General features: G+C 75.5%; 24 protein-coding genes and 1 pseudogene. 15 read left to right on the top strand and 10 right to left on the bottom strand.

The window, feature by feature from the left end; genetic code table 11:
- The first annotated feature begins 74 nt into the window (after positions 1-74).
- Positions 75-1,058, top strand: a complete 984-nt coding sequence (locus ACQP60_RS11100) for a GlxA family transcriptional regulator (protein ID WP_429732146.1) — start codon at positions 75-77, stop codon at positions 1,056-1,058.
- Between the two features lie 20 nt (positions 1,059-1,078).
- On the opposite strand, the gene ACQP60_RS11095 is transcribed toward ACQP60_RS11100, so the two are convergent.
- Positions 1,079-1,696, bottom strand: coding sequence for a TetR/AcrR family transcriptional regulator (locus ACQP60_RS11095; protein ID WP_429732143.1), 618 nt, complete (start codon positions 1,694-1,696; stop codon positions 1,079-1,081).
- Positions 1,697-1,820: 124 nt separating this feature from the next.
- On the opposite strand from ACQP60_RS11095, the gene ACQP60_RS11090 reads away from it, so the two are divergent.
- The 3 genes from ACQP60_RS11090 (at position 1,821) to ACQP60_RS11080 (ending at position 4,721) form a co-directional block, all read left to right on the top strand.
- A complete protein-coding gene (locus ACQP60_RS11090; protein ID WP_429732715.1) occupies positions 1,821-2,531 on the top strand; it encodes a DUF981 domain-containing protein in 711 nt (236 codons plus the stop codon).
- Positions 2,532-2,605: 74 nt separating this feature from the next.
- Entirely contained in the window at positions 2,606-3,529 is a 924-nt protein-coding gene (locus ACQP60_RS11085; protein WP_429732140.1) for an NADP-dependent oxidoreductase, read from the top strand.
- Positions 3,530-3,569: 40 nt separating this feature from the next.
- Positions 3,570-4,721, top strand: a complete 1,152-nt coding sequence (locus ACQP60_RS11080) for a M24 family metallopeptidase (RefSeq protein WP_429732137.1) — start codon at positions 3,570-3,572, stop codon at positions 4,719-4,721.
- A gap of 24 nt (positions 4,722-4,745) precedes the next feature.
- Here the strand turns inward: ACQP60_RS11080 and ACQP60_RS11075 are convergent, their stop codons facing one another.
- Entirely contained in the window at positions 4,746-5,618 is an 873-nt protein-coding gene (locus tag ACQP60_RS11075; protein WP_429732134.1) for a siderophore-interacting protein, read from the bottom strand.
- 81 nt (positions 5,619-5,699) lie between these two features.
- Here ACQP60_RS11075 and ACQP60_RS11070 point away from each other — a divergent pair, with 81 nt between their 5' ends.
- The 3 genes from ACQP60_RS11070 to ACQP60_RS11060 are packed head-to-tail and all read left to right on the top strand — an operon-like array spanning position 5,700 to position 7,447.
- Positions 5,700-6,545, top strand: a complete 846-nt coding sequence (locus ACQP60_RS11070) for a DUF2599 domain-containing protein (RefSeq protein WP_429732131.1) — start codon at positions 5,700-5,702, stop codon at positions 6,543-6,545.
- A gap of 51 nt (positions 6,546-6,596) precedes the next feature.
- Complete coding sequence (locus ACQP60_RS11065) at positions 6,597-6,950, top strand: ArsR/SmtB family transcription factor (RefSeq protein WP_429732128.1); 354 nt, start codon at positions 6,597-6,599, stop codon at positions 6,948-6,950.
- On the top strand, positions 6,947-7,447 hold the full coding sequence (locus tag ACQP60_RS11060; RefSeq protein ID WP_429732125.1) for an SRPBCC family protein: 501 nt from the start codon (positions 6,947-6,949) through the stop codon (positions 7,445-7,447). The genes ACQP60_RS11065 and ACQP60_RS11060 overlap by 4 nt, the downstream gene beginning before the upstream one ends.
- Positions 7,448-7,537: 90 nt before the next feature.
- Here ACQP60_RS11060 and ACQP60_RS11055 read toward each other — a convergent pair whose 3' ends face one another.
- Together ACQP60_RS11055 and ACQP60_RS11050 are read right to left on the bottom strand one after the other, a co-directional pair.
- A complete protein-coding gene (locus ACQP60_RS11055; RefSeq protein ID WP_429732122.1) occupies positions 7,538-8,305 on the bottom strand; it encodes an SDR family NAD(P)-dependent oxidoreductase in 768 nt (255 codons plus the stop codon).
- Positions 8,306-8,477: 172 nt separating this feature from the next.
- Positions 8,478-9,500: a Rossmann-fold NAD(P)-binding domain-containing protein gene (locus ACQP60_RS11050; protein ID WP_429732119.1), complete on the bottom strand. Its 1,023-nt coding sequence runs from the start codon at positions 9,498-9,500 to the stop codon at positions 8,478-8,480.
- 90 nt (positions 9,501-9,590) lie between these two features.
- Between ACQP60_RS11050 and ACQP60_RS11045 the strand changes: the two genes are divergently transcribed.
- Complete coding sequence (locus tag ACQP60_RS11045; protein ID WP_429732116.1) at positions 9,591-10,178, top strand: HD domain-containing protein; 588 nt, start codon at positions 9,591-9,593, stop codon at positions 10,176-10,178.
- Here ACQP60_RS11045 and ACQP60_RS11040 read toward each other — a convergent pair.
- Both ACQP60_RS11040 and ACQP60_RS11035 read right to left on the bottom strand, forming a co-directional pair.
- Positions 10,142-10,714, bottom strand: a complete 573-nt coding sequence (locus tag ACQP60_RS11040; RefSeq protein ID WP_429732114.1) for a hypothetical protein — start codon at positions 10,712-10,714, stop codon at positions 10,142-10,144. The genes ACQP60_RS11045 and ACQP60_RS11040 overlap by 37 nt on opposite strands.
- Positions 10,715-10,776: 62 nt before the next feature.
- Complete coding sequence (locus ACQP60_RS11035; protein ID WP_429732111.1) at positions 10,777-11,829, bottom strand: DUF2804 domain-containing protein; 1,053 nt, start codon at positions 11,827-11,829, stop codon at positions 10,777-10,779.
- Between the two features lie 37 nt (positions 11,830-11,866).
- On the opposite strand from ACQP60_RS11035, the gene ACQP60_RS11030 reads away from it, so the two are divergent.
- A complete protein-coding gene (locus ACQP60_RS11030) occupies positions 11,867-12,331 on the top strand; it encodes a GNAT family N-acetyltransferase (protein WP_429732108.1) in 465 nt (154 codons plus the stop codon).
- Here the strand turns inward: ACQP60_RS11030 and ACQP60_RS11025 are convergent.
- On the bottom strand, positions 12,315-13,712 hold the full coding sequence (locus tag ACQP60_RS11025) for an MFS transporter (RefSeq protein ID WP_429732106.1): 1,398 nt from the start codon (positions 13,710-13,712) through the stop codon (positions 12,315-12,317). The genes ACQP60_RS11030 and ACQP60_RS11025 overlap by 17 nt on opposite strands.
- Positions 13,713-13,773: 61 nt before the next feature.
- Here ACQP60_RS11025 and ACQP60_RS11020 point away from each other — a divergent pair, with 61 nt between their 5' ends.
- The 6 genes and pseudogenes from ACQP60_RS11020 to mqo all read left to right on the top strand — a co-directional run.
- Positions 13,774-15,009 carry a GNAT family N-acetyltransferase gene (locus ACQP60_RS11020; RefSeq protein WP_429732103.1) on the top strand — a complete coding sequence of 412 codons (1,236 nt, stop codon included), beginning with the start codon at positions 13,774-13,776 and terminating at the stop codon, positions 15,007-15,009.
- Positions 15,010-15,021: 12 nt separating this feature from the next.
- A complete protein-coding gene (locus ACQP60_RS11015; RefSeq protein WP_429732100.1) occupies positions 15,022-15,468 on the top strand; it encodes a DUF2809 domain-containing protein in 447 nt (148 codons plus the stop codon).
- 33 nt (positions 15,469-15,501) lie between these two features.
- The gene (locus ACQP60_RS11010) at positions 15,502-16,089 is read left to right on the top strand and encodes a TetR/AcrR family transcriptional regulator (protein WP_429732097.1); all 588 of its coding nucleotides are present in this window, start codon (positions 15,502-15,504) and stop codon (positions 16,087-16,089) included.
- Positions 16,086-16,781 (top strand): pyridoxine/pyridoxamine 5'-phosphate oxidase, encoded by a 696-nt coding sequence (locus ACQP60_RS11005; protein ID WP_429732094.1) that lies wholly within the window; start codon positions 16,086-16,088, stop codon positions 16,779-16,781. Before ACQP60_RS11010 ends, ACQP60_RS11005 begins: the two co-directional genes overlap by 4 nt.
- Positions 16,778-17,494, top strand: coding sequence for a maleylpyruvate isomerase family mycothiol-dependent enzyme (locus tag ACQP60_RS11000; protein WP_429732091.1), 717 nt, complete (start codon positions 16,778-16,780; stop codon positions 17,492-17,494). Before ACQP60_RS11005 ends, ACQP60_RS11000 begins: the two co-directional genes overlap by 4 nt.
- 109 nt (positions 17,495-17,603) lie before the next feature.
- Positions 17,604-19,163 (top strand): annotated as a pseudogene (gene mqo, locus ACQP60_RS10995) (malate dehydrogenase (quinone)); the annotation flags it as partial.
- A gap of 42 nt (positions 19,164-19,205) precedes the next feature.
- On the opposite strand, the gene pntB reads toward mqo, so the two are convergent.
- The 3 genes from pntB to ACQP60_RS10980 are packed head-to-tail and all read right to left on the bottom strand — an operon-like array spanning position 19,206 to position 22,628.
- Positions 19,206-20,630, bottom strand: a complete 1,425-nt coding sequence (gene pntB, locus ACQP60_RS10990) for a Re/Si-specific NAD(P)(+) transhydrogenase subunit beta (protein WP_429732088.1) — start codon at positions 20,628-20,630, stop codon at positions 19,206-19,208.
- A complete protein-coding gene (locus ACQP60_RS10985; protein ID WP_429732085.1) occupies positions 20,627-22,195 on the bottom strand; it encodes a Re/Si-specific NAD(P)(+) transhydrogenase subunit alpha in 1,569 nt (522 codons plus the stop codon). Before ACQP60_RS10985 ends, pntB begins: the two co-directional genes overlap by 4 nt.
- A 10-nt stretch (positions 22,196-22,205) precedes the next feature.
- Entirely contained in the window at positions 22,206-22,628 is a 423-nt protein-coding gene (locus ACQP60_RS10980; protein WP_429732082.1) for a pyridoxamine 5'-phosphate oxidase family protein, read from the bottom strand.
- Positions 22,629-22,803: the final 175 nt, after the last annotated feature.

Genomic DNA, 22,803 nt, shown 5'->3' with positions numbered 1-22,803 from the left:
CGCTACGAACGGGGCTATCGTGTCGGCAATGTCATGCAACCCGCAGATTCAGACATCCCCATGATCGGATCCCCATGATTGAACGCCTCGTGGTGGTCACCCTCTTCGACGGGGTCGACCTGCTCGACGTCACCGGGCCGGCCGAGGTCTTCGCGCTGCTGGCGCGCGAGCTCGACGGCCCGACCGGCTACGAGGTGGTGCTGGCCGCCGAGACCGCCGCCCCGGTCACCACGTCGGCGGGCGTCCGCGTCCTGCCCGACGCCACGTTCGACGACCTGGCCGGCCGACGCGTCGACACCCTGGTCGTGCCGGGCGCCGTCCGCCTCGACGCCGACCGGCGCGTCCGCGCCGTCGTGGACCCGGCGCTGGTGCCGCGCGTGCAGGCGCTCGCCGACGGCGCACGCCGGGTGGCGTCGGTCTGCGTCGGGGCGCACGTCCTCGCCGAGGCGGGCCTGCTGGAGGGGCGCCGCGTCACGACCCACTGGTCCACCGCGCGGCAGCTCGCCGCCGAGCACCCGGGCGTCCGCGTCGACGCCGACCCGATCTTCGTGCGCGACGGCGACGTGTGGACCGGCGCCGGGCTCACGGCGTGCCTCGACCTGACGCTGGCGCTGGTGGCCGACGACCACGGCCAGGAGCTCGCCCTGCGCGTGGCCCGGCAGCTCGTGATGTACCTCAAGCGGCCGGGCGGGCAGAGCCAGTTCTCGGTCTCGACCGACCCCCGGGCGACCAGCCGGCGCGTGGACGACCTGCGCCACCACGTGCTGCGGAACGTCGCCGCCCCGCTGACGGTCGCGGACCTCGCCGAGCAGGCGCACGTGAGCGAGCGCCAGCTCACCCGGCTGTTCAAGACGGAGCTGGGCACCACGCCGGCGGCCTATGTCGAGTCGGTCCGCGTCGAGGTGGCGCGCCAGCGCCTCGAGACCACCGACGACACCCTGGAGCGCGTGGCGACCGCCTGCGGCTTCGGCACGACCGACACCCTCGCCCGGGCGTTCCGCCGCCGGCTCGACACCACGCCGGCGCAGTACCGCGCCCGGTTCCGCCTCGCGGTCTGACACCGGCGGGGGGACCGCGGTCAGCGCCACCGCTCGAGCAGCCGCGCGACCGTCCCCGCCGCACGGTCCAGCACCCCGGCCGTGCCCGACGCCGCCGCCGTGAGCAGGGCCGCGTCGACCAGGTGCGCCACGAGGTCGACGTCGCGCGGGTCCGCGCAGGCCGCCTCGAACCCGGAGGCCCGCAGCACCGTGCGGGCGGCGTCGAGCAGGCGGGGACGCGAGCGCCGCATGATCGGCTGCAGCGCGGGGTCGCGCATCGCGGTCATCATCGGGTCGAGCCGCCGGGACACGACGGCGTCGTCGACGTGCGGCGCGTACAGGACCTCGATCAGGAGCCGCGCCGTCGTCGCCGCGGACCTCCGCCGGTGCGGCAGCGCCTCGGCCGCGGCCACCGCGGCGGTGCCGCGGACGTCCTCGGCGGCCTCCACGGCGGCCGCGACGAGCGCCGCGCTGGACGGGAAGTAGTACGACGCCGAGCCCTGGGGCAGGCCCGCCGCCTCGGCGACGCGGCGGTGCGTGACGGCGTCGAACCCCTCGTCGATGAGCAGCGTCGCCGCGGCCTCGACCATCCGGCGCTGCTTGTCGGCGCCCCGCCCCTGGACCATGCGGCGCCGCCGCGGCCGGTCGTCCTCCGTCACGCCGCCCATCGTAGGCGCGGTGCCGCGACGGTGCCGGAATAACCTATACGCACGTATGGTTTAGTCGATCTACAGACCGCCGCCGGGCGGCGCGAACCGAGGAGATGAACGAGCTGTGAACCTGATGGCCGCGGAGGGCCTCGTGATCGACTGGGCGCAGATGCCCACCTACAACACCGTGATGTCCGTCGCCGTGGGCGCCGGCCTGATCCTGCTCGTGTGGCTGGGGCGCGACCTGGTCCGCGCGCCGCGGAAGGTCGTGACGGAGGGCTGGGCGCTCGCGTTCGGCGTGCTCGGCCTGATCCTCACCGCCACCGGCCTGCACATGACGCTCACGTGGCCCCTCGCCGCGGGCGGCTTCCCCTTCGACAACATCATCTTCGGCGAGACCAGCCTCGCGTTCGGCGTGCTGCAGCTCGCGGCGGCGTTCTACCTGTGGACGCGCGGCAAGGAGGCGCTGGCCCGCGAGGACGCCACCGACCACCTGCGCGCCGTCGCCCGCCCGGTCTCGGTCTTCGTGCTCGGCATGGGCCTCGGCCTCGTCGCCATCGCGATCGCCGGCGTGACGTACCAGCTCTTCGCCGCCCCGCCGCAGGAGCCGATCTCGGGCGCCTTCGCCGCGTACCCGCTGGTCGAGGCCATCTTCATGTCGGGCCTCATCGCGCTCGTCGGCCTCGGCGCGATCCTCTTCCCGCTCGCCCTGCGCGACGGCGCCGGCCGCGGCCTGCGCGTCGTCATCGGCTGGGCGTGGGGCCTCGCCGGCATCGCGTTCCTGCTGTTCGGCGCGATGAACTTCTTCACGCACATCGGGCTGATCGTCAACACGATGGGCTGACGCCAGAACCGATGCCCCCAGGGCACGGGCCGGGTCGCGGGAAGTCTCGCGGCCCGGCCTCTGTTGTGCCGGGCATGCGAGCCATCACCTACTCCCGCTTCGGCGGCGCCGGCGTCCTCGAGCTCACCGACCAGCCCGACCCGCGCCCCGGGGCCGACGTCGTCGTCGTGCGCGTGCGCGCCGCGTCGGTCAACCCCGTCGACTGGAAGGTCCGCCAGGGCTACCTGGACAGCCTGTTCGACACGCAGTTCCCCGTCGTCCCCGGCTGGGACGTCGCAGGCGTCGTCGAGCAGGTCGGCCTCGACACCCCGGAGTACGAGGTGGGCGACGAGGTGTACGGGTACGTCCGCAAGGACTGGGTGCACGGCGGCACGTTCGCCGAGCTCGTCGCGGCGCCCGTGCGCACGCTGGCGCGCAAGCCCGCGTCGCTGACGTTCGAGGAGGCGGCGGCCGTCCCGCTCGCGGGGCTCACGGCCTACCAGTCGATCCTGCGCTCTGGCGTCCGCGAGGGCCAGACCGTGCTCGTGCACGCGGCCGCCGGCGGCGTCGGCTCCTTCGCCGTGCAGATCGCGCGCAGCCTCGGCGCCCGCGTCATCGGCACCGCGAGCGAGGCGAACCACGACTTCCTGCGCGGCCTCGGCGCCGAGCCCGTGACGTACGGCGACGGGCTCGCGGACCGCGTCCGCGCCCTCGCCCCGGACGGCGTCGACGTCGCGCTCGACTACGCGGGCGGCGACGCCGTCGCCACCAGCGCCGCGCTGCTGGCTCCGGGAGGCACGGTCACGTCCATCACGGACGCCACCGCGCGCACGGAGCACGGCGGCCACTACGTGTGGGTGCGCCCGTCGAGCACCGACCTCGAGGCGCTGGGCGCGCTGATCGACGCCGGCAAGGTCGCCGTCGAGGTGGGCCAGGTCTTCGACCTCGCCGACGCCGCCGACGCCCACCGTGCCTCCGAGACCGGCCACGGGCGCGGCAAGATCGTGGTGCGCGTCTGACCGTGGTGCAGGTCGGGGCCGCACGCGGCACCCTGGGCACATGACGCCCTTCGCCCCCGCCGTGTATGCCGACCGCCGCCGCCGCGCCGCCGCCCAGGCGGCCGCCGCCGGGCTCGCCGGGGTGCTGGTGACCCCCGGTCCCGACCTGCGCTACTTCCTCGGTTACACCCCCGCCGCGGACACGGAGCGGCTCACGCTGCTCGCCATCCCCGCGTCCGACGACGGCGGTGGCGACGCCGTCGCCGTCGTGCCGAAGCTCGAGGCCCACGACCTCGAGGTCGGCGCCGTCGGCGGCATCGAGGCGGTCGCCTGGTCGGACGGCGAGGACGAGCACGAGGTCGCGGGCCGGCTCCTGCGCCCGGACGGCCGGTACGCCATCAGCGACGCGGCGTGGGCGCTGCACGTGCTCGGCCTCCAGCGCGCGCTGCCCGCGTCGTCGTACACCGCCGTCACGGACGCGCTGCCGATGCTGCGCGCCGCCAAGTCCCCGGAGGAGGTGGCCCGCCTCGCCGCCGCGGGCGCCGGCGCGGACGCCGTCTTCGCCGAGATCGTCACCCGCCGGTTCGCCGGCCGCGCCGAGCGCGAGGTGTCCGACGACCTGGACGCCCTGCTGCGCGAGCACGGCCACGAGCAGGTGGACTTCACCCTCGTGTGCGCGGGCGAGAACGGCGCCGACCCGCACCACGAGGCCGGCGACCGCGTGATCCGCGAGGGCGACATGGTGGTCATGGACTTCGGCGGGCTCGCCGACGGCTACGGCTCCGACACCACCCGCACCGTGCACGTCGGCGCGCTCACCGCCCGCGAGCAGGAGGTGCACGACGTCGTGCGCACCGCGCAGCAGGCGGGCGTCGACGCCGTCCGCCCCGGCGCGACCTGCCAGGACGTCGACCGGGCCTCGCGCGCCGTCATCGCCGACGCCGGGTTCGGCGAGTTCTTCGTGCACCGCACGGGCCACGGCATCGGCCTGACGACGCACGAGCCGCCGTACATGGTGGAGGGCGAGGAGACGCCGATCGAGGCTGGGATGTGCTTCTCCGTCGAGCCGGGGATCTACCTGCCGGGCGAGTTCGGCGTGCGCATCGAGGACATCGTCGTCGCCTTCCCGTCCGGCGTGCCCGGCCTGCCGGACACCCCGGACTCGGGCGCGCGGCTCAACACCTCGCCGCACGAGGTGGTCGTCGTCGCGTAACCCGCAGACCACCCATCCAGCAGGTCAGCTGGGCGAGGCCTTGCCGTGCCGCCAGTAGCCGACGAAGTCGACGGCCGCCTTCGGCCACTGCCGCTCGTGCACCAGGTGCCGCCGCACGCCGGCGGCGAGCGCCTGCTCGCCGGCGACGAGCGCGTAGCCGGTGCCGGCGGGCAGCTCGGCGCCTCGTACCACCGCGAGCGCGGCCCGACCGGGCACCTCGCCGAGGGCCGGGTCGTCGGCGGCGGCGCGGTCGCGCTCGACCCACCGCAGGTCCACGCCGTCCGGCACGCGGAAGTCCTGGCGGTCGTCGGCGGTGGGCACCTCGACGACCGCGACGCCGCGCGCGTCGTCGGGCAGCGCCTCGCAGATGCCGGCGACGGCGGGCAGCCCGCTCTCGTCGGCGACGAGCAGCCGCCAGTCGCACACGGCCTGCCGGTGGTGGTACGTGCCCTGGTCGAGGATGCCGACGCGGTCGCCCGGGCGGGCGCTCAGCGCGAAGCCCGCGCCCGGACCGAGGGGGTCGTGGCCGCCGTCCGGTCCCGCGGGGGCCGCGTCGTCGTGCCCGTGCAGCACGAAGTCGACGTCGATCTCGCGCAGCTCGGGCCGCGCCGCGCGGATCGTGTAGTTGCGCACCAGCGGGCGGCGGGCACGCGGGGTCGCGAGGTACTGCGCGTACCACCCGAGGTTCGACGTGCGCGTCGGGAGCTTCAGGGTGTCCTGGCCCGCGCGGGGCAGGAAGAGGCGGAACCACTGGTCGTCCCCCACGAGCGTCAGGCGGTCGATGTCGTCGATGCCGAGCGTGACCCGTTGCAGGTGCGGGCCCAGGCGCTTCGTCGTGACGACCTCGGCGACGAGGACGTGCGGGTCGACCGGCTTCGACAGCGTTCGCGTGCTCACCTCGGTAAGGTTAGGCGAACCTCACTCAGTTGACCAGACCCCGTCCGACGCGTGGCCCGCCCAGTGCCCGAGACTGAGGGCGTGCACTTCTCCCTCCGGTCGCGAGCGCTCCCCGCGCTCGTCGCGCTCCTCGTCACCGGCGCCTGCGCGCCGTCCTCTCCGGCGCCGACAGGGACGCCGAGCGCGCCGCCGAGCGCGATGGACGACGAACCCTTGCGCGTCGAGGTGATCGCGGGCGACGTGACGCTGGAGGTCTCCGTCCCCGGCGCGACGCTCGACGACCCGCACGTGCGCGTCACTCCCGACGCGCAGGCGGGCACGGCCACCGTGACCCTCGAGCGGTCCGTGTTCGACGATGCCGCCGATGCCGACGATGCCGACGACGCTGACGGCACTGACGACACTGGCGACCCCGTGGTGCTCGCCCTGACCTCGGGCGGCTCGTTCGAGCCCCGCGTCGACGGCAGCGTCACGGTGCGCACGGGCAAGGCCGCCGGCACTGCCGACACGGAGGGCACCGCGGTCGGCGGGCTGTCCCCACCCCAGGGGGCGCGCCTCGTCGCCGCGGACGCCACGCACCTGGAGGTCCGCCCCCTCGCGGACGCCGCGTCGGGACGCCCCGACGACGACGTCACCACCACCCTCGGCACGTCCGCCGTCGAGCGGACCGACTGGGGCGACCGCGAGGGCGGCCGGTCCCTCGCCGTCGTGCCGACGGCGTGGGCGCGAGAGGCCGGGCAGGCGGGCACCGACCTGGTCTGGGCCGAGCTGGTGGCGGCCGACCCTGAGGTCGGCACCGCGACGATGCACGACCAGCTCGAGTGCCATGCGATCGGCGCGCCGGACAAGGACTCGTGGAACCTCGAGCCGTGGCGGCCGGACGTCGGGCTCGTCGCGACGATGGCCGCGCGCTGCAACCCGACCTGACGTCCTCGACCGTCGTCTTGACACATTCCGATATAGGCATAGGTTGGTCCCATGGCACGCGCAGCGACGACGACGGATGCGTTCAACGCGGTGGCCGAGCCCCGGCGCCGCGAGATCCTCGACGCGCTGGCGCAGCAGGAGCGCGGCGTCGGCGAGCTCGCCGAGCTGCTCCACGTCGCCCAGCCGGTGGTCTCCAAGCACCTCAGGGTGCTGCGGAAGGTCGGGCTGGTCGAGGTCCGCGACGACGGCCGTCGTCGCCTCTACCGCACGGACGCCCGGCCCCTGCAGGAGATCCACGCGTGGGTCGGTCGGTACGAGCGCCTGTGGGAGGAGCGGTTCGAGCTCGTCGACGAGCTGCTCGACGCCCTGGAAGACACACCGGAGAACCCAGGAGAACGATCATGACCAGCACCACCACCGGCACCGCCGTCCTGACGCTGCCGAACGACACCGACATCCAGGTCGTGCGCCGGTTCGCCGCCCCTGCGGCCGCCGTCTGGCGCGTGTTCACCGAGCCCGAGCTGATCGCCCGCTGGTGGGCCGGCAGGCGAGGGAAGGTCACGAGCGTCGAGATCGACCCGCGCCCGGGCGGCACCTACCGGTACGCGATGCAGGCCGACGGCGGCTTCGAGGTCGCGTTCCACGGCGAGTTCACCGAGGTGGTCCCGCCGGAGCGCCTGGTGCACACGGAGGTCTTCGAGGGCATGCCCGACGGCGACTCCGCCGCCACGCTGAACACCTACACGTTCGTGGAGGAGGACGGCGCCACCACCCTGACGCTCGTCACCCGCGCGCCGAGCAAGGAGGTGCGCGACGCGATCGTCGAGTCCGGCATGGAGGGCGGCATGCAGGAGGGCTTCGACCTCGTCGACGAGCTCGCCGCGGCCCTCGCCTCCCGTTGACCCGAGCGCCGAACAGGCGGTTGCCACCGGTATCGACCTCGCATCGGCGCGATACCGGTGGCAACCGCCTGTTCGGCAGTCGCGGACGGGTCAGACGGCGGTGTAGCCGCCGTCGATGAGCCAGTACGCGCCGGTGACGAACGACGCGTCGTCGGACAGCAGGAAGCGCACGACGCGTGCGACCTCCTCGGGCTCGCCCAGGCGGCCGAGCGGGTGCTTCGCGACGAGCGCCTCGCGCGCCTCGTCCGGGAGGCTCGACTCGACCAGCGGCGTCTTGATGTACGCCGGGCCGACGGCGTTGATGCGCAGCCCCTGCGGGCCGTACTCCGCGGCGGCGTTCTTCGTGACGCCGACGACGCCGTGCTTGGCGGCCGTGTACGCGCCGTTGCCGAGCGCCGCGACCGTGCCGTGGATCGACGCCATGTTGACGATGGCGCTCTCGCCCGCACCGGTCTCGAGCATCGCGGGGATCTGCGCGCGCATGCCGTAGAGCACGCCGTTGAGGTTGATGTCGATGACGCGGTCCCAGTCGTCCAGGTCCGTCTCCCCGGCGGGGGCCTGCTTGCCGCCGATGCCCGCGTTGTTCACGGCGTAGTGGAGCCCGCCGAACGTGGCCCTCGCGAACTCGACGGCCCTGGCCGAGTCCTCCTTCACCGCGGTGTTCTGCTCGAACGCCGCGGCCTCGCCGCCGGCGGCCGCGATCTCGTCGGCGACGCGCTGCGCGGCGTCCAGCCGGATGTCGGTGACCACGACCTTCGCGCCGTGCGCCGCGAGCTCCTTGCTCACCGCCTCGCCGATGCCCGACCCGCCGCCCGTGACGAGGGCTACCCGGCCCTGGAAGGTGCCGCCTGTGGCCATGTCCGATCTCCTTCGCACCGCGCCCCGGCGGGCGGGGTGACGCGAACGCGTGACGACGGCCCGGAGGGACGAACGACCGCCCCGTCGCCCTCGTGAGGGAAGGGGCGCTGACCCTTCGACCGTAAGCCCGGCCGCCGGCGCGACGGGCCCGCTCGAGGCCGAAAGTGACGCATTACACCTCTGCGTCAGAACCCTCCGGGTGGCCGGGGTCCGCCCCCAGCCCGGCCAGGACCTGCGCCTCATCCTCGGCGGTGAGCCCCGTGACGACGGCGTCGGGCGTCGCGCGCAGCCACGCGAGCGTGTCGCGGGCGGTCTCCTCGACGGGTCGTGGTGCCAACCCGGCGGCGAGCGCCGGCGCGGCGTCGTGCGCCGGGAGCCCGTCGTGCTCGGGCCGCGGCAGCCACAGCGGGAGGGCCCGCTCGCCCGCCCACGGCCGCACGTCGGCGGCCTGAAGCCGGGCGTCGTCCGTCCAGGCCCAGCGGGGCTCCGCACCCACGCCGCGGGCCACGGCGTCGAGCAGGTCGCCGATCGGGGTCACGGGGCCGACGGCGTCGAAGGTCCCCTCGGTGCGTCGCTCCGCCAGGTCGACCACCCAGGCGGCGAGGTCGCGCACGTCGATCACCTGTATCGGGGCCGCCGGGTCGCCGGGAGCCAGCACCTCGCCGTCGCGACCCGACACCCCTGCCAGGCGGGCTGGCCAGTACGTGAACCGGCCGGTCGGGTCCCCCGGCCCCACGATGAGGCCGGGGCGCACCACGGCCGACGACGCCGCCCCCTCGCGGACGGCGTCCTCGCAGGCGACCTTCATCGCCCCGTACGCCTCCGGGTCCTCCGCCCCGTCGACGTCGTCGGGCCGGGGCTCGCGCAGGCGCCCGACGCCGGGCCCGCCCGGGTCGGAGTCGTCGGCATAGACGTTGATGGTCGACACGAACACCCAGTGCGCGCCCGGCAGGGCGGCCACCGCGCGGCGCACGTGCGACGGCGTGCGCGACACGTCCACGACGGCGTCGAAGCCCTCCGCGGCCAGGGCCTCCGGGAACGGGTCGACGCGGTCCAGCGGCACGTGCCGCACGCCGTCCGGTACCGTCCCCGACCGGCCGCGGTTCGCCGCCACCACCTCGTGCCCGCGCGCCACGGCGTCCGCCGCGACCGCCTTCGACAGGAACACCGACCCACCCAGCACCAGCAGCCTCATGTCCCCACCCTGGCGCACCCCGGCGCCGCGCGTCCCGTCTTCTGCCCGCGGCAGAAGGTCAGGCACCTCGACGCGCTAGCCTCCGGTGCCATGACCGACCAGCTGCCCGACGGGCTGCCCCGATCCGTGCCCGTCCGGGCGGCGTTCGACGTGCTCGAGCGCTTCTCCCCCGCGGCGCTCGTGCACCACGCCGTGCGCTCCACCCTGCTGGCGGCCGACCTCGGGCGACGGCTCGACCTCCCCGTCGACGACGAGGTGCTCGCCGTCGCGGGCCTCCTGCACGACACCGGCCTCACGGCCGCGTTCGACGCGCACGCCGAGCCGTTCGAGGTCGCGGGCGGCAACGTCGCGTGGGCCGTCACCGCCGGCGCGGGATGGCCGGTGGACCGTCGCGACCGGGCGGCGCGCGCCGTCGTCGACCACATGCTCGACGACGACGACGTCCCGGCCCGCGAGCGCCCCGAGGGGTACCTGCTCGCCCGGTCCACCGGCGCCGACGTCAGCGGCCGCGGCCTGGAGCACTGGCCCGCGGAGTTCCGCACCGACCTCGAGGCCCGGTGGCCGCGGCTCGACTTCCGCGAGACGTTCAGCGCCTGCCTCCGCGAGCAGGCCGCGCGCAAGCCCGGGTCCGTCGTGGCCGGCTACGTCGCCGCGGGCGGAGCCGACCGGGTGCGCTGAGCGCCGCCGGCGCCGGCCCCCGCCGCGGCCTCGCCCTCCGGACGCAGCCGGGGCAGCACCAGGGCCCACGTCGGGGGCATGGCGCCGTCGTCCGGCAGCGGGTGCTCGGGCGGCGCGACCGCCGAGCGGTGGGCTCCGGTGAACCGTGGGCTCGGCTCCGCGCGGGGCACCCGCACCCGCGAGCGCGCCGCCGCCTCCCGCGCGTGCGCCACCTCCTCGACGGCGAGCGCGGCGAGCCACGACGGCCCGGCGGTCGCGGCGTCGAGGTCGTCGACCGCCCGGGCCGGGTCGCCCAGGTGCCGGGCGACCAGCAGGCCGCGCACGTACCGCAGCACGAGCCGGTCGCCGGGTCGCTCCACCCAGGTGGTCAGCGCCATGTCGCAGCACCGGACCGCGGTGCGGGGCTGCCCGTGCAGCAGCGCCGAGCAGACGTCCATGAGCCACGCCTCGGCCGTCCAGGAGCCTCCGCCGGCGACCCGCCACGACATCGCGGCCCGGTACAGGCCGTACCAGTCCCCCCGCTCGAGGAGGTCCACGCAACGCTCACGGTCCGACACCACGGCGGCACGATAGCCCGGCCGCCGGCCGGCACCCACGATCACCAGCGCTGCGCGACGTCCTCCGCCCAGCCGTCGAGGCCGTCCATGTCGAGGCGCCCGCCGTCGTCGGTCGTGACCCGGCCGGACCACGTGCCGAAGCACTGGTGGGTGGACGAGGCGACGACGCCGAGCTGGGTGCGGCTCACGCGGTCGTGGGCGGGCACGAAGGCGAGGTCGAGCCGCTCGCCGCGCACCCGCCACGGCGCCGTGTGGTCGCCGCGGTCGAACGTCCAGTCGAGCTCGTCGTGGAGCTTGTGCAGGCGTCCGTCCACGAAGACGCCGTTCTCCGTCGTCGGGCCCTGGCGCGTCCACGTCCCGCCGAGCTGCACGGCCACCTCGTGCCGCACGCCGGCGGCGTCGACGCCGTGGCCGAAGCCGACGCCCCACTGCCACGCGGCGCGGTACGGCCACCGGCCCCGCCCGTGGTCGAGCACGGCCCACGCGCCGGCGGCCACCTCGTGCGCGACGCCGTCGACCCGCAGCGCACCGGCCGCGGGCCGCCCGACGTCCTTCACCGTGTACTGGAACCGTCGGTCGGACCAGGGCACGACCACGCCCAACAGCTCGTGCCCCTCGGGCCGGGCGACCGTCACGTCGAGGTCCACGCGCGACGTCCGGGCCCGCAGGCGGGTGCCGCCGGGGCCCTCGTCGACGGCGATCGCCACCGCGCGCGTGCGCGACCGCACGGGGCCGTCGCCGAGGCGGCCGGGCAGCGTGGCCGACCCGCTCAGCGGGGCGATTGCGACGGCGTCGACCTCCTCGCCGGACGCCCGGTCCCAGACCCACACCTGGTGCAGCGCGGCGTAGTCCAGCGCGGACGTCGTGAGCGCGACGACGTGCTCCGGCGTCACGACCGCCCAGTACTCCCACCGCTTGTTCCGTCCGAGCCCGCGCAGGCCGCGCCCGATGCCGGACGTGTCGTGCACCGGGGCACGCGACCAGCCGACCGCGTCGGGGTTCAGGCGCCCGCCCGGGAGGCAGAGGACGACGTCGGAGGCGATCTCGCGCTCGGTCGGGGACCCGGTCTGAGGCTCGGTCGGATGTTCGGTCACGGGGCGAGGCTAGTGCCGCGCCTGCTAGCGTCCGGGCGTGCCCGACTCCCCCGCCCCGGCCGTCACCTTCCGCCTCGCGACCCGCGACGACCTGCCGCGCGTCGTCGAGCTCATCGCCGACGACGCCGTCGCGGCCGCCCGGACCGGCGAGTTCGGCACCGCGCACGTCGCGGGCTTCGAGGCGATCGAGGCCAGCCCGAACGACGAGCTCGTCGTCGCCGAGCTGGACGGCGCGGTGGTCGGCTGCATGCAGCTGACGTTCGTGCCCGGGATCTCACGCAACGGCGCCACGCGCCTGCTCGTCGAGGCGGTGCGGGTCGACGCGTCGCTGCGCGGGCAGGGGCTCGGCCGCGCGCTCATGGAGCACGCGCACGCCCGCGGCCGCGAGCGCGGCTGCGTGCTCGCCCAGCTCACGTCGGACAAGCAGCGCCCGGACGCGCACCGCTTCTACCGCTCGCTCGGCTACGCGCAGTCGCACGAGGGCTTCAAGCTGCCCCTGTGACCCCGGCGCCCTCCGGGGCGGCCGGACGACGCACGTCCCGGATGCCGACCATGCTGACCAGCCCGCCGAGCACGAGCAGGCCCGCGGTGACCAGCAGCGCGCGGTGGAACGACGCGACGTCGAGCACCCCGCCGAGGATGACGCCGGCGAACGCGACGGTCAGCAGCCCGGCCACGCGCGACACCGCGTTGTTCACGGCCGACGCGATGCCCGCGTCCGCGGGCGGGGCCGCGCCGAGGATCGCGGCGGTCAGCGGGGCGACCGTGATGGACAGCCCCAGGCCGAACACCAGCAGCCCCGGCAGCACCTGGGTGAGGTAGCTCGCGCTCGCGTCCATCGTGAGGAGCAGCAGGTAGCCGACGCCCGCGACCACCGGTCCGACCGTCATGAACCAGCGCGCCCCGTACCGGGCGGCGAGGGTGCCGAACCGCGTCGACAGCGCGAGCATCGCGAGGGTCGACGGCAGCTGCGCGACCCCGGCGGCGGTGGCCGACCAGCCCGCCACCTGCTGGAGGAACAGGCCGAGCACGAACCCGCCGAGCGACAGCGCGCCGTAGACGGCGAACGTCGCCACGTTGCCCCACGCGAAGTTGCGCGCGGCGAACAGGCGCGGCGGCATCATCGGGTCGCGCGCCCGCCGCTCGTAGACCACGAACGCGACCAGCAGCACCGCGCCGACGGCGACGGCGGCCCAGGTCCGCTCGATGAGCCCGTACACGCCCGCCGCGAGGCCGGTGGCGGCCAGCACCGCGCCCGGCACGTCGAGCCGGCGGCCGGTGGTCTGCCGCACCTCGGGCACGGGCCGCAGCAGCACCAGCGTCACGACGACGACCGGCAGGTTGATCCAGAACACCCAGCGCCACGACAGCAGGTCCACCAGGCCGCCGCCGACGAACGGGCCGACGATCATCGCCGTCCCGGTCCACGCCGTCCAGCGCCCGATGGCCCGGCCCTGCGCCTCGCCGTCGAACGTCGAGATGATGAGCGCCAGGGAGCTCGGCACCAGCAGCGCGCCGGCCACGCCCTGCAGCAGCCGGGCACCCACGAGCACCGGGCCGGTCGGAGCGAGGGCGCACAGCACCGACGCCGCGGCGAACCCCACCAGCCCCGCGACGAGCACCCGGCGCCGCCCGTACAGGTCCGACAGGGACCCCGCGAGCAGGATGAGCGAGCCGAGCGTGACGAGGTAGCCGTCCACCACCCACTGCTGCAGGCCGAGCCGTGCCTCCCCGGTGCCGCCGAGCTCGTCGCCGATGGCGGGCAGCGCCACGTTGACGACCGTGCCGTCGAGGAACGACACGAACGAGGCCAGGATCGCGACCACCAGGACGCGGCTGCGCAGGCGGGCCTGGGCCGCGTCGGGTGCGGGCGGGGTGCTCACCGGATCACGGTACGGCGCAATGTCGGTGACGCGCCGGTCGCGGGCCGCTAGCGTCGCCGTCGTGAGCAGCGACACGAGCCCAGAGTTCCGGCGCAGCACCATCGCCGACGTCCCCGCCGCCCGCCGCCTCGGCGCGGAGGCGTTCGGCGTGCCGACGACACCGCTCCCCGACCCCGACCCCGCCGCCTGGCCCCTGCCGAACATCCGGCCCTGGGTCGCGACGGACGCGGGAGAGGTCGTCGCCGGGCTGGGCGTCCGGTCGTTCACGTCGTGGTTCCACGGCGCCCGGCTGCCCACCGCCGGCTTCGCGGGCGTCACCGTCGCCGCGGAGCACCGGGGCTCCGGGCTGCTCCGCCCGCTGATGGAGGCCGCGCTCGCGGAGGCCCGCGCGCTCGGCGACGTCGTCTCGACGCTCTACCCGTCGTCGGCGGGCATCTACCGCGGGCTGGGCTACGAGGTGGTCGGCGCGTTCGAGGACGTGCGGATCCCGATGGCGGCGCTCGCGGCCGTGCCCCGGCCCGCCGAGGGGGTGCGCGCCCGGCGCGCCACCACCGCCGACGTCCCCGCCGTCCGGCGGGTGTACGAGCAGTGGGCGTCCGCGCAGAACGGTCCGCTCTCGCGCGGCGAGACGCCGTTCGTCATGGAGCCCGACGCGATGGTCGGGCCCGAGGCCGAGTACACCGGCGTCAGCCTCGCGGTGCGCGGCGCGGGTGCGGACGAGGAGGTGCTGGGCTTCGCGAGCTGGTCGCGCGGTCAGGGCTACGACCGCACCAACACCATCGAGGTCGACGACCTCGTCGCGCTCACCCCCGACGCGGCCCGGGCGCTGTGGCGGGTGCTCGCGTCGTTCGCGTCGGTCGCGGGCGGGGTGCAGGTCTGCACGTCGGGCGGCTGGTCGGGCATCGACGTCTCGCGCCTGGTGCTGCCCGACCACGCGGCCACGTCGGCGCCGCGCCCGTACATGCTGCGCCTGCTCGACGTGCCCGGCGCGCTCGGCGCCGCGCGCGTGGCGCCGGTGACGGCCCGCGTGCCGTTCGCCGTCGTCGACCCGAGGACGCCAGACCTCGAGGGCGCGTGGACGCTCGAGGCCGCCGACGGCGCCGTGCACGTCGCGCCCGACGACGCCGCGGGCGACCGCCTCACGTTCACGTCCGCCGGGCTGGCCGCGACGTGGGCGGGCGCGCAGTCGACGGCCAACGCCCGGCTCGCGGGCGGCGCCTCGGGGCCCGCCGCGCACGACGCCGTCTGGGACGCCCTGTGGGGCGGCCGCCAGGTGCACGTGCGCGACTACTTCTGAGGCGCTCCGCCCGTGCCCGGCCGCTCGCCCCGCCGCGACTCCCTGGCCCGCGCCCTGGCCCGCGCGCTCGCGCCCCGGTTCGCGCTGCTCCTGCTGGCGGTCGTCGTCGCGCGCGTGGGGCGGCTGGCCGAGCACCGGCTCGCGGAGCCGGTCGGCGACCCGCTCGGCGACGTGCTGGCCGCAGCCCTCGTCGCCGTCCTCGTCCTGGTCGCCCGTCCGCGGACGCGCCCGCTCACGGCCGGCGTCGTCGCCTTCGCGCTCTGCGCGGCGGCGGAGCTCCTGCGCCTGACCCCGCTGCCGCAGGCGCTCGCCGGGCGGTGGCCCGCCCTCTCCCCGGTGCTCGACGCCGCCTTCGCCCCGCCGGTCCTGCTCTGGTCCGCGGTGGGGGCGGCCGTCGGCGCGGTCGCCGGCGTCGCGGTCGCGCGGGCCGTCACGCGCTCGACCGCGCGTGCAGGGTAGCCGCCATACCTAGAGGTAGGTATGGTGGCGGGCATGAGCACGCCGACCGATGCGCGCGACCGCCTCGTCGCCGCCGCGCAGGAGATGTTCGCCGCCCGGGGGGTGGGCGCCACGAGCCCGCGCCAGGTCCTCGCGGCCAGCGGCGTGGGGCAGGGCAGCCTCTACCACCACTTCCCCACCAAGCACGACCTCGCCGCGGCCGCGGTCGGCGCCACCGTGGAGAGCGCGCTCGCCGCGGCGCGCCGCGACCTCGAGGGCACGACGCCGGCCCTCGGCCGCGTCGTCGCCTACCTCGAGCGCCCGCGCGACGCCCTCGCCGGCTGCAAGATCGGCCGCCTCACCAGCGACCAGGCCGTCATGGACGACGACGGCCTGCGCGACGTCGTCACCGCCTACTTCGTCCGCCTGCTCGACGTCGTGGCCGCGACCCTGCGCGAGACCGGGCTGCCCGACGACGCCGCCCGCGACCGCGCGCACGCCGCCGTCGCGATCGTGCAGGGCGGCTACGTGCTCGCCCGCGCGACCGGCGACCCCGACGCGATGCGGGCCGCCGTGCGCGGCTTCGTGACCCTGCTGACCGACCGTCCCGACGGCACCGACCCCACCGAGGAGACCGCGTGACCTTCCGCGAGCGCCTGCGCGCGCTGCCGACCTTCCCGCCCGGGCTGCCGCCGTTCGGCGTCGACCTGGACGACCTCGACACCGCCCCCGCGACGCCGCAGGAGCTCTTCGCGCAGTGGTTCGACGACGCGCTCGCCGCCGGCGTGGGCGCCCCGCACGCGGCGACGCTCTCGACGGCCGACGCCGAGGGCCGGGTGCACGCACGCACGCTGGTGATCAAGGACGTCACCGCCGACGGCTGGTGGTTCGCGGGGCACGCGTCCAGCCCCAAGGGCCGCGACCTGGCCGAGAACCCGCACGCGGCGCTCACCGTGTTCTGGCGCGACCTGGGCCGGCAGGTCCGGATCACCGGCCGCGCCTCGTCGGCGGGCCCCGACGCCGGGGCGGCGGACTTCCGCGCCCGGCCGGACGGCTCCCGCGCCGCGGGGCTCGTCGGCCACCAGAGCGAGCCGCTCGCCTCCCCGCAGCAGTACCGGGACGCCTTCGCCGGCCGCCTCGACGAGGCGCGTGAGCACCCCGACGCCGTCGCTCCCTCCTGGACCGCCTGGGTGCTGACCCCCGCCACCGTCGAGTTCTGGGCGGCGAGCGACGACAGGGGCCAGTCCCGCCTCCGCTACCGCACCGACCCGCGCACGACCGACACCAACCCCCGGAACGACCCCGCCTGGACCAAGGAGCTGTTGTGGCCGTGAACCCCGTGACCGACCCGACCGCCCGCGACGTCGTCGCCCACGCGCTGACCGACGCCGACGCCGCGCTCGCCGGCCTGATCGACGTCGTGCGCACCCTGCCGGAGGACGCGGGCGCCGACCCGTCGCCGCTCGACGGCTGGAGCCGCGGCCACGTGCTCTCGCACGTCGCGAACGTGGGCGCCGCGCTCGCACGGCAGGCGGAGTACGCCGCGCGCGGGGAGAAGATCGAGCCGTACGACGGCGGGCGGGCCGGGCGCGACGCGGCCATCGAGGCGGGCGCGGCTCGCACGCCGGCCGAGCACGCGGCGACCCTCGAGGCGTCGCGCGCCCGGCTCGCCGCGGCCTGGCCCGCACCCGACGACGCCCTCTGGTCGGCGCCCGTCGCCTACCGGGACGGCGTCCTCGCCGAGGCGCTGCTCGCCTGGTGGCGCGAGGCACGGATCCACGCCGTCGACGCGACGGCCGGGCTCGGCGACCGCGCCCTCGGGTACGGCACGTGGGACGCCGCGTTCTGCGCGCACCTGCGCGACTTCCTCGCCGTCCGCCTGCCGGACGGCGGGGCGGGACTCGAGCTCGTCGGCGACGCCCGCGACGTCGCGGCCTGGCTCGCCGGGCGCACGCCCTCGGGACCCGTCTCGGCGTTCCGGGACGGCTCGCCCGTCCCGCTGCCCGAGCTCGGCCCGTGGCCGCCCTCGGCGGCCCCGAAGCCCTGACCTGCGGCGGCGCCCGGCGGCCGCTGTGACCTGCGTCACTGCAGGTCAGAGGCCCGTGTGAGGTTGCTCTCATTCTTTGTGACAGTTTTCACGCGCGGCGTATGGTGAGCCGGTGACTTCGAGTGCTACGACTGCTGGGGCCCCCACCGGGGCCGACGTCGACGTCGTCCTCATCGGCGGCGGAATCATGAGCGCCACGCTCGGCACGCTGCTCCAGCAGCTCGAGCCGTCGTGGTCCATCCGGATCTACGAGCGCCTGGACGACGTGGCGCAGGAGTCCTCGAACCCGTGGAACAACGCGGGCACCGGGCACGCCGCGCTCTGCGAGCTCAACTACACGCCCGAGCGCAAGGACGGCTCGATCGACATCACCAAGGCGGTGGCGATCAACGAGCAGTTCGAGATCTCGCGCGAGCTGTGGCAGCACCTGCTCGCCACGGGCCGCATCAAGGACGACTCGTTCCTCAGCAACACCCCGCACATGACGTTCGTGCGCGGCGAGAAGAACGTGGACTACCTGCGCCGCCGGTACGAGACGCTGCGCGTGCACCCCCTGTTCCGCGACCTCGAGTACAGCACCGACCGCGCCACCATCGGCCGCTGGGCGCCGCTGCTGACCACCGAGCGCGACGCCGACGAGCCGATCGCCGCCACCCGGGCGACGTCGGGCACCGACGTCGACTTCGGCAACCTCACGCGCCAGCTCGTCGACGGGCTGGTCGCGAACGGCGCCGAGCTCAAGCTGCAGCACGAGGTCAAGAGCCTCAAGCGCACCAAGGACGGCCGCTGGCGCCTGCGCGTCAAGGACCGCTCCTGGAACGCGCGGAACCGCACCAGCACCGTCACCGCGAAGTTCGTCTTCGTCGGCGCCGGCGGCGGCGCGCTCCCCCTCCTCCAGTCGGCCGGCATCCCCGAGATCAAGGGCTTCGGCGGCTTCCCGATCTCGGGCGAGTTCCTGCGCACGGACAACCCGGAGCTCGTGGCGCAGCACCAGGCCAAGGTGTACGGCAAGGCCGACGTCGGCGCCCCGCCGATGTCCGTGCCGCACCTCGACACCCGCGTGGTCGACGGCAAGACCTACCTCATGTTCGGCCCCTACGCCGGCTTCAGCCCCAAGTACCTCAAGAAGGGCAAGTACCTGGGCCTGATCACGTCGCTGCGCGCCAACAACGTCACGTCGATGCTCGGCGCCGGCCTCAAGAACCTCGACCTCACGCAGTACCTCGTCGGCCAGCTCATGGCCGCGCCCGAGACCAAGTTCCAGGCGCTGCAGCAGTTCATGCCGACCGCCCACCCCAAGGACTGGGAGAAGCTGACGGCCGGCCAGCGCGTGCAGGTCATCAAGCGCGACGCCGACGGCAAGGGCGTGCTCCAGTTCGGCACCGAGATCGTCACCGGCGCCGAGGGCTCCATCGCCGGCCTGCTGGGCGCCTCCCCGGGCGCCTCGACTGCCGCCTCCGCGATGGTCGACCTGCTCGAGAAGTGCTTCCCGTTCCGCTTCACCAAGTGGCGCCCCGAGCTCGCCTCGGTCATGCCCAGCCTCGACGGCGTGCCCGCCGACGCCAGCACGATCGACGCGACGCCGGTCCCCGAGTCGCCGGCCTACCTGCACGCCGACGGCGTCCTGGACGCGGCGGTCTACGAGTCGCAGGCGGACTCGCGCCTCTGAGCCGCACCTCCTGAGCCCCGCGCTCGCCCCTCCTCGGCGGCGTCAGAGAGCCTGGACGATCTTGTCCACCTGCTCCCTGGCGTCGCCGAAGAGCATCCGGGTGTTGTCCCGGAAGAACAGCGGGTTCTGCACGCCCGCGTAGCCGGTGGCGAGCGACCGCTTGAACACCACGACGTCGCGCGCCTTCCACGCCTCGATCACGGGCATCCCCGCGATCGGCGACGACGGGTCGTCCTGGGCCGCCGGGTTCACGGTGTCGTTCGCGCCGATGACGAGCACGACGTCGGTGTCCGGCAGGTCGGGGTTGACCTCGTCCATCTCGAGCACCAGGTCGTAGGGCACGCGCGCCTCCGCCAGCAGCACGTTCATGTGGCCCGGCAGCCGCCCGGCCACGGGGTGCACCCCGAACCGGACGGTCACGCCGCGCGCCCGCAGCCGCTCGGCGAGGTCCGCCACCGGGTGCTGCGCCTTCGCCACCGCCATGCCGTACCCGGGCACGACGACGACGGAGCGCGCCGCGGCGAGCAGCGCGGCCACCTCGTCGGGCGACGTCTCGCGCACCTCCCCCGCCTCCTGGCCTGATCCGCCGGCCGGGCCGCCCGACGACGCCGCGCCGAAGCCCCCGAGGATGACGGACCAGAACGACCGGTTCATCGCCTGGCACATGAGGTAGCTGAGGATCGCGCCGGAGGCGCCGACCAGGGCGCCGGTGATGATGAGCAGGTCGTTGCCGAGCGTGAACCCGGCCGCCGCGGCGGCCCAGCCGGAGTACGAGTTGAGCATCGACACGACGACCGGCATGTCGCCCCCGCCGATCGCTGCGACGAGGTGCCAGCCGAGCGCCAGCGCGACGAGCGTCATGAGCAGGAGCGGCACCAGCGCGGCCCCGACGTCGTCCGCCGCGACGAACCACACCATCAGGCCCGCGGAGGCGACCAGCGCCAGCAGGTTGAGCGCGTGCCGTCCGGGCAGCGTCAGCGGCGCCGACGGCAGCCGCCCGGAGAGCTTGCCGAACGCCACGACCGAGCCCGTGAACGTCACCGCGCCGATGAGCACGCCGAGGAACACCTCGACGCGGTGCACGGTGTCGCCGCCCGCCGCCGCGGCACCCACCGGCTCCGCGAGGAACGATCCGTAGCCCACCAGCACCGCCGAGAGCCCCACGAACGAGTGCAGCAGGGCGATGAGCTCCGGCATCTGCGTCATCTCGACGCGCCGCGCCCGCCACGACCCCACCGCCGTGCCCACGACGAGCACCGCCAGGATCAGGCCGGCGGTCACGGGCCACGGGCGCTGCGACCGGTCGAGGGCCAGCGCGATCGTCGCGACGATCGCCAGCCCCATGCCGAGCATCCCGAGCACCGTGCCGCGGCGCGCGGACTCCTGGGCGGACAGCCCCGCCAGGGACAGCACGAACAGGAGCCCCGCGATCACGTACGCGGCCTGCGCGACCGACGTCACCGTCATGACGCCTCCCCGCCCGGGGTCTCACGACGGAACATGCCGAGCATCCGGCGCGTCACGAGGAACCCGCCGAACACGTTGACGCTCGCGAGCGCCGCGGCGAGGACGGCGAGCGTCGTGACGAGCGGCGACGAGTCGCCGATCTGGAGCAGCGCGCCGACCATGATGATGCCGCTGATGGCGTTGGTCTGGGCCATGAGCGGGGTGTGCAGGGCGTGCGTGACGTTCGAGATGACGTAGAAGCCCACGACGACCGCCAGCGCGAAGACCGTGAGATGGCCGACGGCGTCCGGCGGGGACGCCGCGACGATCAGCCCCGCGGCGACGGCGCCGAGGGCGCCGAGCACCGTACGGCGGGTCGCGCGACGGCGGCGCTCTGCCTCGGGGTCGACGGCGGCCGGCTCGGGCGGTGCGGGCTCGGGGGCCGGCGGTGGCGGCGCCGCGGACACCGCGACGGGCGGGGGCGGCCACGTCACCGCTCCCTCGTGGGTCACGGTCATGCCGCGGACCACCGGGTCGTCGAGGTCGAGCACCACGCGGCCGTCCTTGGCCGGCGTGAGCAGCGTGAGAAGGTTGACCACCACGGTGCCGAGCAGCCGCGAGCTGTGCTGCGGCAGGCGCGCGGCCAGGTCGGTGTACCCGAGCACGACGACGCCGCGGCCGGTGACCACCCGCTCCCCCGGTACCGTCGCCTCGCAGTTCCCGCCGCCGGGCGCCGCCAGGTCCACCACCACCGAGCCCGGGCGCATCGCGTCGAGCATCGCGCGCGTGATCGTCGTCGGTGCAGTGCCGCGCACCAGGGCGGTCGTGACGACGACGTCGGCCTGCGCCGACTGCTCCGCGTACGCGCGCAAGGCGGCCGCCTCCTGGTCCGCGCTCTGCGCGCTCGCGTACCCGTCGGCGCTGACCTCCTGGACGGCGTCGTCCGCGCGGACCACGCGGGCGCCCAGCGACTCGATCTGCTCGGCCGCCTCGGGCCGTACGTCGAACGCGTGCACCTCGGCGCCCAGGCTCACCGCGGTGCCGATCGCGGCCAGGCCGGCCACGCCCGCACCGATGACGAACACCCGCGCGGGCGGCGTGCTCCCCGCCGCCGTCACCTGGCCGGCGAACATGCCGCCGAACTCCTCGGCCGCCTCGACCACCGCGCGGTAGCCGGCCACGTTGGACAGGGCGGACAGCACGTCGAGCGCCTGCGCGCGCGAGATGCGCGGCACCGCGTCGAGGGCCAGCGCCGTCACGCCGCGGGAGGCGAGCGTCGCCAGCAGGTCGGGGCTCGTCGCCGGGGCCAGCTGGGCGACGAGCGTCGCGCCGGGCCGCATGAGGTCGAGCTCCGCGAGGCCCGGCGCGTGCAGCGTGACCACGACGTCCGCCGCCCACACGTCCGCTCGGTCCGCGACGCGGGCGCCCGCCGCGACGTAGTCGTGCGCGGGCAGGCGCGCGCCGTCGCCGACCCCGGGCTCGACCACGACGTCGTGGCCGAGGTCGGCGAGACGGCGCGCCGCGTCGGGGGTGACGGCGACGAGGCGCGGGTCCGCGCCCGCCGTCCGTGGAGCGCCGATACGCATGGCCGCCTCCTCAGCCGGCGTCGCGCAGGCTGCCCCACGCCGTCCAGCGGTCCACCTCGACCACCGCCGTGACGCGGGCGCGGTCGCGCACCCCGTACGGGTCGCCCGTGTAGTGGCGGGCGATGCGGTCGGTGTCGGCGAGGTCGACGTCGTCGCGCCACGCGGTGACGCGGCCGAGCAGCGTGGCGTGCGTGTACCAGTCGTCGTCCAGCACGGTGAGGCTGACGTGCGGGTTCGCCCGCAGGTGCTGGACCCGCTTGCGCGTCGCGTCGAGGTTGACCAGCACGTGCCAGCCGCCCGCGCCGTCCTCCTCCAGCAGGTACCACGTCGCCGCGGTGACCGGGCTGCCGTCGGGGCGGACGACGCCGATCACGGCCGGCTGGGGGCGGCGCAGCAGGTCGAGCACGGGGGCCGGGAACGGCGGACGGGGCATCGCTGACTCCTCGCTGACTTCGGGCACTGGCATCGGGCACTGACTTCGGGCACGGACTTCGTGACGCACGGCACATTCTGTCGTTCGGCGCCGACGCTACGCCCTGGACGTGCGCGGATGCACGCGTTCTGGTCGTGTCCGCCGCCGCTAGGGTGACCGGCAAGCGCTTGCCACC

Origin of the sequence: Isoptericola variabilis, from assembly GCF_050311655.1 — a bacterium.
Taxonomy (GTDB): Bacteria; Actinomycetota; Actinomycetes; order Actinomycetales; family Cellulomonadaceae; genus Isoptericola; species Isoptericola variabilis.
The sequence above is the reverse complement of the archived record's forward strand: the minus strand, read 5'-3'. Positions and strand labels throughout refer to the sequence as shown.

Bases quoted from the DNA above. Each gene is read 5' to 3' on its own strand.
- ACQP60_RS11100 (WP_429732146.1), top strand. From the start codon at position 75: ATGATTGAACGCCTCGTGGTGGTCACCCTCTTCGACGGGGTCGACCTG.
- ACQP60_RS11090 (WP_429732715.1), top strand. From the start codon at position 1,821: ATGGCCGCGGAGGGCCTCGTGATCGACTGGGCGCAGATGCCCACCTAC.
- ACQP60_RS11085 (WP_429732140.1), top strand. From the start codon at position 2,606: ATGCGAGCCATCACCTACTCCCGCTTCGGCGGCGCCGGCGTCCTCGAG.
- ACQP60_RS11080 (WP_429732137.1), top strand. From the start codon at position 3,570: ATGACGCCCTTCGCCCCCGCCGTGTATGCCGACCGCCGCCGCCGCGCC.
- ACQP60_RS11065 (WP_429732128.1), top strand. From the start codon at position 6,597: ATGGCACGCGCAGCGACGACGACGGATGCGTTCAACGCGGTGGCCGAG.
- ACQP60_RS11060 (WP_429732125.1), top strand. From the start codon at position 6,947: ATGACCAGCACCACCACCGGCACCGCCGTCCTGACGCTGCCGAACGAC.
- ACQP60_RS11055 (WP_429732122.1), bottom strand. From the start codon at position 8,305: ATGGCCACAGGCGGCACCTTCCAGGGCCGGGTAGCCCTCGTCACGGGC.
- ACQP60_RS11050 (WP_429732119.1), bottom strand. From the start codon at position 9,500: ATGAGGCTGCTGGTGCTGGGTGGGTCGGTGTTCCTGTCGAAGGCGGTC.
- ACQP60_RS11045 (WP_429732116.1), top strand. From the start codon at position 9,591: ATGACCGACCAGCTGCCCGACGGGCTGCCCCGATCCGTGCCCGTCCGG.
- ACQP60_RS11010 (WP_429732097.1), top strand. From the start codon at position 15,502: ATGAGCACGCCGACCGATGCGCGCGACCGCCTCGTCGCCGCCGCGCAG.
- pntB (WP_429732088.1), bottom strand. From the start codon at position 20,630: ATGACGGTGACGTCGGTCGCGCAGGCCGCGTACGTGATCGCGGGGCTC.
- ACQP60_RS10985 (WP_429732085.1), bottom strand. From the start codon at position 22,195: ATGCGTATCGGCGCTCCACGGACGGCGGGCGCGGACCCGCGCCTCGTC.
- ACQP60_RS10980 (WP_429732082.1), bottom strand. From the start codon at position 22,628: ATGCCCCGTCCGCCGTTCCCGGCCCCCGTGCTCGACCTGCTGCGCCGC.